The sequence below is a fragment of the Vibrio gallaecicus genome (assembly GCF_024347495.1).
Taxonomy (GTDB): domain Bacteria; phylum Pseudomonadota; class Gammaproteobacteria; order Enterobacterales; family Vibrionaceae; genus Vibrio; species Vibrio gallaecicus.
Window position 1 is genome coordinate 2794449 of record NZ_AP025490.1, and the last position, 15175, is coordinate 2809623.

At 40.7% G+C, this 15175-nt stretch carries 17 protein-coding genes and 1 other RNA gene; 9 read left to right on the plus strand and 9 right to left on the minus strand.

From position 1 onward, the window contains the following. Positions 1-118: 118 nt before the first annotated feature. Together OCU78_RS22980 and OCU78_RS12090 are read right to left on the minus strand one after the other, a co-directional pair. Positions 119-508: a protein YgfX gene (locus OCU78_RS22980; RefSeq protein WP_290346872.1), complete on the minus strand. Its 390-nt coding sequence runs from the start codon at positions 506-508 to the stop codon at positions 119-121. Continuing rightward, complete coding sequence (locus tag OCU78_RS12090; protein WP_137373332.1) at positions 477-737, minus strand: FAD assembly factor SdhE; 261 nt, start codon at positions 735-737, stop codon at positions 477-479. Before OCU78_RS12090 ends, OCU78_RS22980 begins: the two co-directional genes overlap by 32 nt. A 211-nt stretch (positions 738-948) precedes the next feature. On the opposite strand from OCU78_RS12090, the gene ygfZ reads away from it, so the two are divergent. From ygfZ to OCU78_RS12105, 3 genes are all read left to right on the plus strand, one after another. Next, positions 949-1920 carry a tRNA-modifying protein YgfZ gene (gene ygfZ / locus OCU78_RS12095; protein ID WP_137373331.1) on the plus strand — a complete coding sequence of 324 codons (972 nt, stop codon included), beginning with the start codon at positions 949-951 and terminating at the stop codon, positions 1918-1920. Between the two features lie 3 nt (positions 1921-1923). After that, positions 1924-2400, plus strand: a complete 477-nt coding sequence (locus OCU78_RS12100) for an aminoacyl-tRNA deacylase (protein WP_137373330.1) — start codon at positions 1924-1926, stop codon at positions 2398-2400. A gap of 560 nt (positions 2401-2960) precedes the next feature. Then, the gene (locus OCU78_RS12105; protein ID WP_017108134.1) at positions 2961-3167 is read left to right on the plus strand and encodes a DUF1107 domain-containing protein; all 207 of its coding nucleotides are present in this window, start codon (positions 2961-2963) and stop codon (positions 3165-3167) included. Between the two features lie 124 nt (positions 3168-3291). Here the strand turns inward: OCU78_RS12105 and OCU78_RS12110 are convergent, their stop codons facing one another. Genes OCU78_RS12110 through OCU78_RS12120 form a run of 3 tightly spaced genes read right to left on the minus strand, consistent with a single transcriptional unit; the run spans position 3292 to position 6305 of the window. Beyond that, complete coding sequence (locus OCU78_RS12110; protein WP_137373329.1) at positions 3292-4515, minus strand: FAD-dependent 2-octaprenylphenol hydroxylase; 1224 nt, start codon at positions 4513-4515, stop codon at positions 3292-3294. Positions 4516-4524: 9 nt separating this feature from the next. Continuing rightward, positions 4525-5703, minus strand: a complete 1179-nt coding sequence (gene ubiH, locus OCU78_RS12115; protein ID WP_137373612.1) for a 2-octaprenyl-6-methoxyphenyl hydroxylase — start codon at positions 5701-5703, stop codon at positions 4525-4527. Between the two features lie 26 nt (positions 5704-5729). Further along, on the minus strand, positions 5730-6305 hold the full coding sequence (locus OCU78_RS12120) for a YecA/YgfB family protein (protein ID WP_137373328.1): 576 nt from the start codon (positions 6303-6305) through the stop codon (positions 5730-5732). A gap of 388 nt (positions 6306-6693) precedes the next feature. Here OCU78_RS12120 and zapA point away from each other — a divergent pair, with 388 nt between their 5' ends. The 5 genes from zapA to serA all read left to right on the plus strand — a co-directional run bounded on the left by zapA (position 6694) and on the right by serA (position 10033). After that, positions 6694-7002, plus strand: a complete 309-nt coding sequence (zapA, locus tag OCU78_RS12125; protein ID WP_137373611.1) for a cell division protein ZapA — start codon at positions 6694-6696, stop codon at positions 7000-7002. A 10-nt stretch (positions 7003-7012) separates the two neighbouring features. Further along, positions 7013-7197: non-coding RNA, 6S RNA (ssrS, locus tag OCU78_RS12130), on the plus strand. Positions 7198-7202: 5 nt separating this feature from the next. Continuing rightward, the gene (locus OCU78_RS12135) at positions 7203-7802 is read left to right on the plus strand and encodes a 5-formyltetrahydrofolate cyclo-ligase (protein ID WP_137373327.1); all 600 of its coding nucleotides are present in this window, start codon (positions 7203-7205) and stop codon (positions 7800-7802) included. Between the two features lie 81 nt (positions 7803-7883). Then, a complete protein-coding gene (rpiA, locus tag OCU78_RS12140; protein WP_137373326.1) occupies positions 7884-8540 on the plus strand; it encodes a ribose-5-phosphate isomerase RpiA in 657 nt (218 codons plus the stop codon). A 263-nt stretch (positions 8541-8803) separates the two neighbouring features. Further along, positions 8804-10033 carry a phosphoglycerate dehydrogenase gene (serA, locus tag OCU78_RS12145; RefSeq protein WP_137373325.1) on the plus strand — a complete coding sequence of 410 codons (1230 nt, stop codon included), beginning with the start codon at positions 8804-8806 and terminating at the stop codon, positions 10031-10033. 124 nt (positions 10034-10157) lie between these two features. Here serA and OCU78_RS12150 read toward each other — a convergent pair whose 3' ends face one another. Together OCU78_RS12150 and OCU78_RS12155 are read right to left on the minus strand one after the other, a co-directional pair. Then, on the minus strand, positions 10158-10871 hold the full coding sequence (locus tag OCU78_RS12150) for an oxidative stress defense protein (RefSeq protein WP_137373324.1): 714 nt from the start codon (positions 10869-10871) through the stop codon (positions 10158-10160). A 110-nt stretch (positions 10872-10981) separates the two neighbouring features. Beyond that, positions 10982-11878, minus strand: coding sequence for a LysR family transcriptional regulator ArgP (locus OCU78_RS12155; protein ID WP_137373323.1), 897 nt, complete (start codon positions 11876-11878; stop codon positions 10982-10984). A gap of 140 nt (positions 11879-12018) precedes the next feature. On the opposite strand from OCU78_RS12155, the gene OCU78_RS12160 reads away from it, so the two are divergent. Then, positions 12019-12663 carry a LysE/ArgO family amino acid transporter gene (locus OCU78_RS12160; RefSeq protein WP_137373322.1) on the plus strand — a complete coding sequence of 215 codons (645 nt, stop codon included), beginning with the start codon at positions 12019-12021 and terminating at the stop codon, positions 12661-12663. 95 nt (positions 12664-12758) lie between these two features. Here the strand turns inward: OCU78_RS12160 and mscS are convergent, their stop codons facing one another. After that, positions 12759-13625, minus strand: coding sequence for a small-conductance mechanosensitive channel MscS (gene mscS, locus OCU78_RS12165; protein WP_137373321.1), 867 nt, complete (start codon positions 13623-13625; stop codon positions 12759-12761). Positions 13626-13998: 373 nt separating this feature from the next. Further along, complete coding sequence (fbaA, locus tag OCU78_RS12170; RefSeq protein ID WP_137373320.1) at positions 13999-15075, minus strand: class II fructose-bisphosphate aldolase; 1077 nt, start codon at positions 15073-15075, stop codon at positions 13999-14001. Between the last annotated feature and the right edge of the window lie 100 nt (positions 15076-15175).

Below are 15175 nucleotides of genomic sequence, written 5' to 3' on the forward strand. Positions count from 1 at the left end.
TTGTAATTTCACCCATTCTAAAACTAGTTAAGAATTTGGGTTATTAGAACTAAGCTGCATTAACGATAAGTGTAATGAGTCCTATCACCAAATAATAAGGGAGCCTTGGCTCCCTTTTTTATCTTAATTTTGCCAATATCTTCCGATAGCATTTTTCATCACAACTGTCTCTCCATAACAAAACATGCTTTTGATTACTTAACTTAAACGCAATGAAAAAGTTAGACCAAATAAGATCAGATCGAATAATGTCATGCGAATTGGAATTTATGATCAGTTTGCCACTGTCAAACCAGTCAACTGAGCCCACTAATGGAGAATGGAAAAAATCTGAGCGTGTTGAGTGAATAAGAATGAGATAAAGACAGTAAAGAGATATTGATATTGGAATGCTAGAAAAAAAGACTAAGCACAAAAGGCACCATAAAACAGTGCCTTTTGCTAGTAATGCATAGTTTGAACGATGAAGCCGGAGCTTAACGCACCTTGCTGAGGTTATGTGCAACAATCTTATCTACCATTGAAGCAAGCCCTAGATTCTCACTACGGCCGTGACCCATAATCCAAGTGAACAAATCAGGATCATCAGACTCCAGTAGCGACACAAAGTCACGCTGCTCTTGATCTTGCAGTGAGTCAAAACACTCTTCAAAAAATGGCATAATGACAACGTCTAGTTCGAGCATACCACGACGGCAGCCCCATTTAATTCGTGCTTTCTGCTCTGCAGTGTACATTGGTTATCCTCACCTAATATCTATTTGGGTGGAGTGTAACAAGACTAACCTTCAGCAACTACTATGTGAGTCACAGTCCCCACCTAAGCTTGCAAAAAACTTAAATATTCGAAAAGTCATGCCATAAAAAATTAATCTATTAAAAACCTAAGCTGACAAAGAAATCGAACAGGATTAACATAGAGGTAAATGAATTGTTTAGGAAAAGAAAATGGATTGGCAAAATGAATTTCAGCCACTAGCTTACGCACCCAATGAAACGCTTCCCGACCTTATGGTGACACACGTCTCTGATTGGAGTGCGATTACCATGGTAGGTGATGATAAAAAATCATACTTACAAGGTCAGGTAACCTGCGATGTGGTGACTCTTCCTAGCAATATGTCGACACTTGGTGCGCATTGTGATGCAAAAGGTAAAGTTTGGAGTATTTTCCGTTTATTTCATCACAATGGTGGCTATGCATTACTTCAGCCTAAATCTGCCATTGAAGTCGAACTACCAGAAATCAAGAAATACGCTGTATTTTCAAAAGTAGACATCACAGAAACAGACGATCAAGTTATCGGAGTTATGGGAGCATCTGCTAACGCATTTATTGATACCCTTTCAAACGATACAGGTGACGTACGTGTGATTGAAGGTGGTACAGCAGTAAAAGTCTCTGATGAGCGTTGGGCTTTACTAGTCAGTAGCGCACAAGTAGAGGGGCTGGTTGCATCATCTAATGCAGAAAAAGTATGCCAAGATTTGTGGCAATATTTTGAGATTATTGATGCTCAACCTCGCCTATCCAGCACTAATCAAAATGAACATATTCCCCAAGCATTAAACCTACAAGCAATCGGCGGGATCAGCTTTACTAAAGGTTGTTATACCGGTCAAGAAACTGTTGCTCGTGCTAAGTACCGAGGAATGAACAAGCGTGAAATGTGTATTGTTTCTGGAAGTACCACAGAGCAGCTCAACCTCAGTGATTCAATCACGCTAGAAAGAAGTGTAGGTGATAATTGGCGTAATGCAGGTCAACTACTTAACGTGTACCAGTTCTCAAATAACCAAGCAATTGGGCTAATTGTTTTGCCGAATAACCTGGATGATGACGTGAAATTACGTTTGGTCGATCAACCAACTACCGAATGGAAAATCTTACCGCTCCCATACAGCCTAAATGATGAATAATTAGTGTTGCACGAAACCCTAATAACTCAATATCTTGATGAACAGCAAGTAGAATATCACTTGCTCGTTCAGAGCAAGCCCACGACTACCATTGAAGACACAGCCCAAGAAAGAGGGATAGACCCAGCCCAAATGGTGAAGTGTATTCTTCTTCGAGATATGGGCGGACAATTAGCGCTTGCCTGTGCGCCTGGTGATCGTTCTGTTGATCCTAAAAAAGTTCGATCAGCTTTGAAATGTAGACGCATGACATGTGTTTCTCTAAACGAAGTCGAATCCATTACAGGTTTTAAAATCGGAACAGTTGCGCCACTTAAATTAAAATCACCATTACCAATCCTTTTTGATCCCTCTTTATTACAGCAAAAGATCGTCACGATCAGTTCCGGTCATAACATGATTGGCATTGCGATAAACTGTGAGGCGCTTATTAAATTATGTTCACCAGCGATCGTTCCTCTTTGTCGGGTTCAGGACTAGTCATTAGCTCACAGAATTAAATCTAAAGTATTAATATGTTGCATATGAACGTGAAACACATCACAAGTAAATAACATTAACATAAAATAATTAATCATTTTTACAACATAAGTAGTCACTTTTGGTTTTATGCGGTAATCTAAATTTACTGGTTAGCCTTTAAGAAAAAGAACTGACTAGTGCAAGTGAATCCACTGAGTAATATCAGTATCCACTTTTGTGTAATGCATCTGTGACTATTCGCCCGTTTTTCTAAGACGGGCTTTTTTTATGCCAAAAATTTACCTTTATCTTACACAAACAAAAAAATTACAACTATTCTTAAAAGCGTAACATTAATAATGCTTAATACGGCGAGTAGAAATCAGGATGGTTCACTGGCGCGTATTCTTTTGAGAAGAACCTCACGTTAAAGTAGATATTTGCGGTCATAACTGCACAGAGCAGCACAAATATCTAATTATGTTCAGTTCAACTGCATTTTACTCCAGTTTAATCACAATTCTCCCTTCGGAGTTTTCTTATAATATGCAGTGCTAGGTAAATATAAGGATAATAGAATGAGACTGTTTAAGCGCTATACACCAGGTATGATTGCTAAACATGTGAGTCGACTTTTTAAAGGACGAATCTACATTTACGGCGTTGGCAAATTTGAATTCGACAACGGAAAGTTAGTTTTGCCGGAAAGAGCAGAAAAGCGCCACTTCCAAACAGTGAAAGAAATTAACAGTGAGATAATGAAATTACGCTGTGCTTATGCATAGAATTCATCCTTCAAACTAATGTATTAATTTCAGTTCTAATATTCTAAAAATTGAATAGCTCAAAAATACAGAGAATTAAAAAAGGGTTGGCTCATTGCCAACCCTTTATCATATATAATTCACATTAATTTGGGGTAACCGGTCGCTTTGCTAGCTCCGGTAGGTGACCAGATAAACCCAGAGCTCGCTTCATGATCTCATCTTTGGCTCCTGGTAACTGACCAGCGAGTTTCATTCCAATACCACGTATTAGTTTCTTCGCTGGGTTATCCCCTTCGAACAAGTCTTTAAAACCTTGCATTGAGGCAATCATTTTGGCTGCTTCTGCTTTACGCCATCGTTCATAGCCGCGTAAGTTGCGCTTCAAACCAAGGTCTTCCCCTGCTCTCCATAAACTTAAAAGCTCCTGAGCTAGGCTTGCAGCATCCAATAGACCGAGGTTCACACCTTGCCCAGCTAATGGGTGGATAGTATGCGCTGCATCTCCAACCAGAGCTACACGTTCCACCACGAAGTCTCGTGCATAGCGCATACGCAAAGGAAAAGCAAAACGATCGCCAACTACTTCACATAGACCTAATTTAGAATCAAATTCGAAGGTCAGTGCTTTATTGAATTCATGTTCAGACATGGAAACTAATTTATCGGCTCTATTAGGCTCAGTAGACCAAACAATTGAGCTCATGTGGCTGTCTTGCATTGGCAAGAACGCTAAAGGTCCTTGTGGAGTAAAGATCTGTCGAGCCACTGACTGATGAGACTCAGCGGTTTTGATATTCGCTACAATCGCGCTATGACCGTAATCCCAATGAGTTAGAGGAATATCTTGTTGTTTTCGAACCCAAGAATTTGCCCCATCGGCTCCAACCACCAATTTAGCTGTCAGTGCTTGCCCATTATCTAACGTTAACCAAGCCTCGCTTTCACCAATAGCAAGTGATTGGCATGTTGAAGGCATAAACAGCTGCACGTTATCCTGCTTTTTAACTTGATCCAGAAGTGCCAGCTGAATCACTCTATTTTCAACAATATGTCCTAAGTTAGGCTGCGCTAAACGAGTAGAATCAAACTCGATACGAGCAAAGCTGTCTTGCTCCCATACTTCCATTGCTTGGTATGGCGCAGCTCGCCTTTGCTCAATCCCTTGCCATACTCCAAGGTTACGTAGTACCACTTCACTTGAACGGCTCAAAGCAGAAACACGTACATCAGGTAAGTCATTCAGCCCTTCAATTGGCTCTTTACCTTCAATCACTGCAATTCTTAAATCGCTGTCTTTTAGCGCTGCAGCCAACGCTAATCCGACCATACCACCGCCTACAATGACAATATCAACACTTTGCATCATTTTTCTACCTTATCTTTCTATTAGGCCAAGCGTATGACGCAAAAGTGGACCTTTTAGTGGAGGGACATTATCAATTGCTGCGAGCCCTAGGTTTCGCCCTATTCTTGCCGCCGGCCAGTCATTAGAAAATAAATGGACTAAATTCGAAGTTAGATTAATAGTGGATTCTCTATCATACTCACGGCGTTTTCTAAAACGAACCAAGCCAGCATAAGCCCCAACGTCATCAAGTTGCTTAGATAACTCTTCAGCTAAAGAAGCAACATCGCGAATACCCAAGTTAAAACCCTGACCAGCAATAGGATGGAGGGTTTGCGCGGCATTACCAACAACGGCGAAACGATGGGAAATATTATACGGTCTATGACGTAAAATTAATGGGTAACAGGCTCGCTGACCCGTTTTCTGTAACTTGCCAAGTCGCCAACCAAATTCGTTTTGAAGTTGCTCAATGAATTCATGTTCGTTTAGAGACATAACACGTTCAGCTTCACTTGGTGACAAGCACCATACCAAAGAAAGACGGTTGTCACTCATCGGCAATAAAGCAACCGGGCCGTTAGCAGTAAAACGCTCAAAAGCTCGCCCTTTATGCTCTTGTTCTGCAATGATATTTGCTATCACGGCAACTTGTTCGAAATCATGTTCATCAAGCTGGATTTGTAACTGCTGACAGCATGCAGAAATTGCCCCATCAGCAGCAACAAGAAGCTTTGACGTCAGCTTTTTACCACTTTGTAATTCAATACCTACCGATTGATTATGACGTTCAATCCCCGTCACTGAGTCAGGGCACAATAAAGTGATATTTGAATCAGCTTCTAGTTTCTGTTGGTAAATTCGACCAACATCAGCCAGCTCAACGACATAACCTAATGCATCGACAGAGTAATTATCACTGCGAATGTCTGTCATTCCTGCGTGATTTTTATCAGACACATGAATATGTTTAATAGGTGTCGTAACCGGCTCGATTGATTGCCATAGATTCAAAGAATCTAATATTTGAACGGTTCCATAAGACAATGCTATTGAACGAGAATCAAAACCAGGGTGTGAAAGGTGATCAACCTGGTAAGGTTCTACCACGGCAATAGACAATGCGCCTTTACTTAAGCGAGTAAGAGCAAGTGCTAACGTAGCACCTGCCATTGCACCACCAGCAATAACAACATCAAATTGAGCCATCATGACCTCGGAGGATAATGAAGAAATTAGTGAATAGTTGGTGTCGATTCTTCAGTCGGACGAGCACCAAACTCTGCATGAATAGTCAAAGCACATACTTTTACGTGCTCGATAACATGCTCTAACAACTGAGCTTGCTCTTCTAGATCATCTTCTTCATCGATACCTAGTTTTGCCATCTCTTCTAGATCAGCTAATGCTTCTTTTGCTTCTGTGGATGCTTTGTTTAACTTGGCATCTACAAGACCCAGTCCTGATATAAAATGATTGATCCAATCTGATACACCATCAGCTAAATCAAAAACACTTGCGCTCGCCTCTTCATCTGGCAATAAAAGAGATAGCTCCATGCCAGAACCAGTGACTTCACCAGTCGTCACTTTTAATGCCGCTTCCGCTAACGTAAGAACACGATCTGGCCATCCCATTCCTTCATTTGTGTAATCAAAGATAAGTGGCTGCCAACTTTTATCTTCAAGGCTTAAACCACCACTTAGCATACCGGTCAATAAACCGTGCATTTCTGCTGGGTTTACCGCTAGGCTTGCTGATTGAAGTTCAGTGGCAACGGTTAGATAATCAGGTAAAGTTTTCTCACTCATCAGATAGCTCGCTTATTAGTCTTTGATACGATCTCAATATTCATACCGATCGTTCTTAATAATGGTAATCGTACCATTTCACCATTATTCACGTAAGCGTCGAAATCGACCAAATAACAAGATAGTGGATAGCAATTGTTCAATTTGTTGATTTACTGTGTGCTCAAGCTCTCATTTGCAAACACGAGGTCTGAAAAGCTTGAATCTTAATAGCGCTTTACCTATAGTTCTTCTCCCAGAGGGTAATACTTTGCCTTTCAAGTTGAGAGCCAAATCTTTCAATTAGATCGCGAAAGAACCTCAATTATTGCACTTCCTTATGAGTAATATTTTTCAGGAATGGCAAAGAGCGACAACCTTAGACAGCGCGTTAAAGAGTTCATCCATCATGAGTAATCAAGCGGTAGACGTTGAAATTTTAGGAAAACTGACTCGAGTCAATTGCCCAGCAGGTCAAGAAGAGTCATTAATTGAAGCGGCTGCAGATCTCGATAATCGTTTGAAAGAGATGGCTGAACGTACTAAGGTAACCAATGAGGTAAAACTCCTCACGATTGCTGCTCTAAATATTTGCTATGAATTACAAACTAAGCAAAATGATAACAGCCAAAAACAAAACGCACTGACCGAGCGAATGGAACTGCTCACAACATCTCTTGAAGATGCATTAAGTAAGGTCAAGCTGGGACAGCAATAGCGTACACAAATTTACCCTGGAGTGTTTGTCAGAGGATTCACGTCCCCGAGCCGATAAGCAATCCCTAAGGGTTAGTACTTGAGTGCTATTGAGCATACTCGGCTTGTACCGAGAAGCCTACGGTAATCATTGCTGATCCGCCTTGAACTCGCTGGTTCAAGGGCCATCTATTCTCAACGGCACTTTGGGGTATTACTTCTATGAATTCACTATCTCGTAGCGAATTTCGCAAACAAATTCGCCATACTCGAAATGCACTTCCAAGTGATGTTCAGCATCAAGCCAGTATTGATTTAATTACTCAAGTTTCCACGCAGCCAGAACTCATCAAATCTCAACATATCGCGCTCTATATTTCTGCTGACGGGGAGCTTGATACTCAACCTTTGATTGAATGGCTTTGGACTCAAGATAAACAAACCTATTTACCAGTGCTTCACCCTTTCTCCCCGGGGCATCTACTCTTTCTGCATTACAATTCGACAACACCGCTGACTTACAATAAATACGGCATTATCGAGCCAAAACTCAACCAAACATTAGTCAAACCCGTTTCTCAGCTTGATCTCATTTTTACTCCATTGGTCGCTTTTGATACTCAAGGGCAAAGGCTTGGTATGGGAGGGGGGTATTACGATCGTACTCTATCCAAATGGTTCGAAACTGGAAAGGGAGCAAAACCGCTAGGGCTTGCTCATGATTGCCAACAAGTTGAGCGCCTTCCTACCGAAAGTTGGGATATTCCGCTGCCGAAAATCGTGACACCAAGTAAGACTTGGCAATGGGAAATTCATCGTTAAAGCGCTATAATCCGCCCGCAAACGTTAACTCTAACGCTCGTTCTATTAATTCAAACGCACTATCGTATTCAGGAGATTGGCATGACTCAAGATGAAATGAAGAAAGCAGCAGGTTGGGCAGCACTTAAGTATGTTGAAGAAGGCAGCATTGTAGGTGTAGGTACTGGCTCTACAGTGAATCACTTCATCGACGCTCTTGGCACAATGAAAGAAAAAATCAAAGGTGCAGTTTCAAGCTCAGTTGCTTCAACGGAAAGACTAGAAGCTTTAGAAATCAAAGTTTTTGAGTGTAATGACGTATTCAAACTTGATGTATACGTTGATGGTGCTGATGAAATTAACGCAGAACGTGACATGATTAAAGGCGGCGGCGCTGCATTGACTCGTGAAAAAATTGTCGCTGCTATTTCAGATAAATTTGTTTGTATCGTTGATGGCACTAAAGCGGTAGACGTACTAGGTAAATTTCCGCTTCCTGTAGAAGTTATTCCAATGGCTCGCTCTTACGTTGCTCGTGAATTAGTTAAACTAGGTGGTGACCCGGTTTACCGTGAAGGCGTAATTACAGACAATGGCAATGTTATCTTGGATGTTTACGGCATGGCTATTAAAGAACCTAAGAAACTTGAAGATACAATCAATGCCCTAGCCGGTGTTGTAACCGTTGGTTTATTTGCACATCGCGGTGCAGATGTTGTTATTACTGGTACCCCTGAAGGGGCAAAAATTGAAGAGTAATAACATAAAGTGAAAGCTACTTTCTGTTACTTCATTACAAGCGGTGCCTAAGGGCGCCGTTTTTTTTACTTTGCATCGTTAAAATTATGGCTTATTCCGTAATTTTCTTACCCAAAACAATTTTTTTTTGTTACTTTATTGGTCAGAAGACGCACAGGGAAATCGTTTGTCTCCTAACAAAATGGTCAGTTTATTCCCCTTTAGCCATTTTGTAGCACGTGCGCCGCATTTGCCCACCTTTCCCATTTTAAAGGACGAGAATAATGGCTAAAGTTTCACTGGAAAAAGAAAAAATAAAAATTCTACTTCTTGAAGGTCTTCACCCATCTTCTGTTGAAGTATTACAAGCAGCGGGCTACTCAAACATTGAGTACCACAAAGGCTCTTTAGCGGAAGACGAATTACTAGAAGCAGTAAAAGATGCACACTTCATTGGTATTCGCTCTCGAACTAACCTTTCCCAAGAAGTCATTGATGCCGCTGAAAAACTTGTTGCTATCGGTTGTTTCTGTATTGGTACTAACCAAGTTAACCTAAACGCGGCCGCTGAGCGCGGTATTCCAGTATTCAACGCACCATTCTCGAACACTCGAAGCGTAGCGGAGCTGGTACTTGGTCAAGTGCTGTTGCTTCTACGTGGAATTCCAGAAAAAAATGCCCTGGCTCACCGTGGTATTTGGAAAAAAAGTGCAGACAACTCAAATGAAGCTCGTGGTAAACGTCTAGGTATTATTGGCTACGGTCACATTGGTACTCAGCTAGGTATTATTGCTGAAAACCTTGGTATGCGCGTCTATTTCTACGACATTGAAAACAAGCTATCTCTTGGTAACGCGACTCAAGTGCACACAATGACTGAGCTATTGAATAAGTGTGATGTCATCTCTCTTCATGTTCCAGAAACAAATGAAACGAAAGACATGATGGGTAAAGAAGAGTTTGACCGCATGAAGCCAGGTTCAATCTTTATTAATGCTGCTCGTGGTACTGTTGTTGATATCCCAGCTTTATGTAATGCCCTAGAATCAGGTCACCTCTCTGGCGCTGCTATTGATGTATTCCCTACGGAACCAAAAACCAATGCAGACCCATTTGAATCTCCACTCATGAAGTTTGATAACGTGATCTTAACACCTCACGTTGGTGGCTCTACTCAAGAAGCACAAGAAAACATTGGTGTGGAAGTTGCCGGTAAACTAGCGAAATACTCTGATAATGGTTCAACTCTATCAAGTGTTAACTTCCCAGAGGTATCGCTACCACTGCACACTGGTACTTCACGATTACTGCACATCCATGAAAACCGCCCAGGTATCTTGACTCAAATTAATACCATCTTTGCTGAAGAAGGAATTAACATTGCAGGTCAGTACCTACAAACCTCGGCAAACATGGGTTATGTAGTTATTGATGTTGAAGCGGACCGCTCTGAAGAAGCATTACTAAAGCTTAAAGAGATCGCCGGTACTATTCGTGCTCGTCTGCTGCACTAATCAGCCCTGATTATATCAAGCATAAAAAAGGCTCTCATTGTGAGAGCCTTTTTAGTTGTATTTAGCCAAGGTTATAGATTTTCAGCTTTTGGTCTATCGTAGTTAAAAGATCATTATGATCTCATTAGTCTTCTAACTGATAAACCACATCTACTCGATCACGAATAGTGATGGTCGAATCTTGGTAAGTGCTAGACTCAGTTCTTGCATCCATGGCCATTGAGCGCATGAGGACAGGCTGAACAGATTGGGCGTTATAATCAATTTTCCATACATCACCCAACTCTTTTTCAAAACCTGAAGCTAAAGACTTCGCTTTGTAAGAAGCATCTTTAATAGCTTCTAAACGCGCTTTCTCTTGATACCTAGCTTGGTCTCGAACTTGTAATTGAATATTATCAATTTGGTTGATGCCTTCACCCAATGCAATATCTAAATACTTATTTAGGTTAGTTAAATCAGTTACCTGAACGGTTACATTTCGAGATGCTCGGTATCCAACCAGTTCAGGCTTACCTGTTTTAGGGTAGTGATATTGAGGCGCCAGATAAATATTAGAGCTATTAATACTCGCGTCTTCTACACCAGCACTTTGTAACTTAGTAAGAAAAGAGCTAACCACTTTATCAACTGTCGCTTTAGCTTGTTCTGCCGTCATGGTTGATTCCACCACTTTCACAGAAAATGTTGCCATATCAGGCTTTGCTACCACTTCACCATAACCGGTAGTTGAAATATGCGGAAAGTTCGGAGAATCAGCAAAAGAAGAGAAGCTCACTGCACTCAGAGCCGCGGTTAATGCACACGCTTTAACAATCACACTTGGAACAAACTTCATTTAAACAACCTTTATTGGTTAATAATACCCTTACATAATAGGCGATTTTTATCTGCAACCAATCCTATAAGTGAAGTTCTTACATAACTTTGACTATGTAAATAATGTCACTATTGGGGAAGGTTGTTTCGCGCATATTGTAATATTTCCTCTGATACTTCTTTTAATATTCCACTCTCAAGTTGCCAGTGGTGCCAATAAATAGGATATGACAAAAGAAAACCAGGAGTAATATCGATAAGTAAGCCCGAATTTAGCTCTTCGATAATCTGTAACCTAGGAATTAAACAATATGCGACACCTGACAAAGCTAACCGAACAAAAGCTTCGGAGCTTCCCACTGTATGGTTAATGATACTGTCGCGAGGCATATCGAAATGATCATGCAGAAACTTTTTATGGAGATCATCGTATTGATCATAAGAGACGGCAGGTGCATCTTTTAAACTAACATCGTTCACGCCTTCAGAAAAATATCGCTTATAAAAGTCGGGGCTAGAAACGCAGACGTACTCCATAAGACCGAGATAATCAGCCCCGCAACCCGGTATGGATTGGGGTTCTAAACTGATAGCTCCTGCAACTTCACCACTTTTCAGTTTTTCAATCGTCCGAGATTCACCATGGATCGCAAGGTTAAGCTCTACAGATCGCGCCTTCATAACATTAGATAAAGCCGGTAATAGCCAAGTAGCTAAACTATCCGCATTGGTAGCAAAGGAAAGAGAAAGAGGACGCACTGTCTCTTCATTCATTATTTCAGGTAATACATCATTCTCGAGCAGTCGAACTCTTTGATAAAAAGCCAATAACTTCTGACCAACCTGAGTCGGCTTGGGTGGTGTTTCTCGAATTAATACTGGCTGAGCGAGCCATTTTTCAAGTTGTTTGATCCTTTGAGACACTGCTGACTGAGAGATATAAAGATGTTCAGCCGCGCGATCAAAGCTCCTTTTATTGACTACCGCATCTAGTGCTTCAATCCATTTATAATCTAAACCACGCATCAAATTACCCCCTCTCCCTTTATCTAAAATACACATTAGCAATTCTAATTAAACATTAAAATCATTAATTATACTTATCAATTAATTAACGTTACTTTGCTTTCATTACGAAATACAACGATGGAATAAGTGAGATTGATATGAATTTTTGGATTCTTCTACAAGGGTTTGGTTTAGGGGCAAGTATGATCATTCCAATAGGTGCTCAGAACGCCTACGTCCTTAATCAAGGCATTAAGCAAAATCACCATTTAACGACTGCAACCATATGTAGCCTATTAGATACCCTATTCATTTCACTAGGTATTTTTGGTGGAGGGGCAATTCTTTCACAAAATGAATTTCTTCTCACGTCAGTCACTCTTGGAGGAATCGCTTTCTTAACCATATACGGGGTGCTTTCTCTAAAAAGCGCATTCAGATCGAAAGAAAGTGAAGAATCCAAAGGGCAAATTACTGCGCGAGGAAAACGAACTGTCATTTTAGGAGCATTAGCAGTAACGGTCCTCAACCCTCACTTGTATTTAGACACAGTAGTGATTTTAGGATCTATTGGTGGACAATTTGAAGGGAATGACCGTATAGCTTTTGCTATTGGAACGATCTTGGCTTCATTTACTTGGTTTTATTCTCTATCTATTGGCGCTGCTAAGCTAGGACCAGTCCTATCACGCCCTAATGTGAAGAAAGGAATTGATATTGCTGTCGCCGTTATGATGTTCTCTATTGCCTTGGTGCTAGCGAATGGTTTAATTGAACAATATGTAATTTTCACTTTCGAATAAGTGAGTAAACTGTACGAAAATGAAGAAGGCGGATAACCTAAGTTATCCGCCTTTAATTTTTCAAAGCTAATGTATGTCCAAGTTTATTTAGATAATTAAGCTTCTACTTTATTCATGTGCACATCCATTTGTGGGAATGGGATTTCAATACCTTCTTTATCCAAGCCTTCTTTGATTGCTTGCATCAGGTCGAAATACACATTCCAGTACTCAGCAGTTTCAACCCATGGGCGAACCACGAAGTTTACTGAAGAATCAGCGAGTGTATGAACACCGACTTGAACACCAGGAGTTTTAAGTACACGCTCATCAGATTCACAAATTTGAGTCAGAAGCGCTTTAGTCTTTTGTAAATCAGCGTTGTAAGAAACACCAATCATTAAATCAATACGACGAGTAGCATGACGAGAGTAGTTCGTAATTGGGCTACCAATAACGCTACCGTTTGGCACTACAACCATTTTGTTGTCAGGCGTTGTTAGAACCGTTTGGAAGATTTGAATTGAATCAACTGAACCTGCAACACCACCGATTTCCACATAGTCACCAGACTTGAATGGACGGAACGCAACAATAAGTACACCAGCTGCAAAGTTAGATAGTGAACCTTGCAGAGCAAGACCAACAGCTAAACCAGCTGCACCAATAACAGCAACCACTGAAGCGGTTTGAACGCCAAGACGACCAAGAGCTGCAATTAAAACAATAACAAATAGTAAATAGCGAACTAGACCGTGAATAAACTCAACGACAGCTCGGTCCATTTTCTTCTTCTGAAGAACCTTAGACACGCTATTCGCTACTGCTTTAACAATTAAGTTACCAATAAATAGAATAACGAGCGCTGAGATGATGTTTACACCGTATTGAATAAACAGATCTGAATTATTTGTTAACCACTGTTCTGCATGAGACAAACCATCCACAATTGGTGTCTCAATTGCTGTAGAACTATCAGCCATAATGTGCATCCTCTATAATATGCTATGAGCTAAACTGCCTTAAGCTAGAATTCTTTTTAACTAATTTGCTAGAGTATTTTCTAACAAATCATCACGTTAAAAAAATCTAAACCAAGTCCTTTTTATAAACTGAACCACGTTCAATTTTTCGGCACGATATCCTATCTTTGTCAGATTTCAAAGTCATATTTATGTAAGTTATTGGATAACAATCACTTACATAGAAAGCCTCATATCGATGAATAAAAGACTACGCAATTTATTCACTTGAGGCTAGGGTTTTCACATAAATAGCACAACTTTTTATCACGCATAAAAAAACCCGCTCAATGAGCGGGTTTTCAAAGCTTAGAAGTGTACTAATTTAAACGAATTATAGTACGTCTACAGCGTTAAGGTCAGCAAATGCTTTCTCAAGACGAGTAACCATTGAAGACTGAGCAGCACGTAGCCATACACGTGGATCGTAGTACTTCTTGTTTGGCGCAGCTTCGCCAGTTGGGTTACCGATTTGACCTTGTAGGAAATCGAAGTTTTCAGCAGAGTACTGACGGATACCATCCCAAGTTGCCCACTGTGTATCAGTATCGATGTTCATTTTGATAACACCGTAACCGATAGACTCTTGGATTTCTGCTTCAGAAGAACCAGAACCACCGTGGAATACGAAGTTTAGAGCGTTAGGTGCAATACCGAACTTCTCTGCACAGTATGCTTGAGAGTCACGTAGAATAGTTGGAGTAAGTACAACGTTACCAGCTTGGTAAACACCGTGTACGTTACCGAAAGATGCAGCGATAGTGAAACGTGGGCTAACAGCCATTAGTTTCTCGTATGCGTATGCTACGTCTTCTGGAGAAGTGTAAAGCTCAGATGCGTCCATATCAGAGTTATCAACGCCATCTTCTTCACCACCAGTACAACCAAGTTCGATCTCGATTGTCATGTCCATTTTAGCCATGCGAGCTAGGTAAGTAGCACATGTTTCGATGTTCTCTTCTAGAGACTCTTCAGAAAGGTCTAGCATGTGAGAAGAGAATAAAGGCTTACCAGTTTGTGCGAAGAACTCTTCACCAGCGTCTAGTAGACCGTCGATCCATGGAAGAAGCTTCTTAGCAGCGTGGTCAGTATGAAGAATAACTGGAACACCGTAAGATTCAGCTACAGCGTGAACGTATTTTGCACCAGCTACAGCGCCAAGGATTTGTGGACCTTGACCTTCAAGTTTAACGCCTTTACCAGCGAAGAAAGCTGCGCCGCCGTTAGAGAACTGAACAACAACTGGGGATTTAACTTTAGCTGCCGCTTCTAGTACTGCGTTTACAGAATCAGTACCAACAACGTTTACTGCAGGAAGAGCAAATTTGTTTGCTTTTGCTACTTCAAATACTTTCTGTACGTCATCGCCAGAAATCACACCAGGTTTTACAAAATCGAAGATCTTAGACATGGAAATAGTCCTATTATTCTATTCGTTTTAAGATAAAAAACTTAAGTTTAAAAATTTGCAATCGTTTGCTCACAACTTATGCCATTCTAGCAAAAAACTG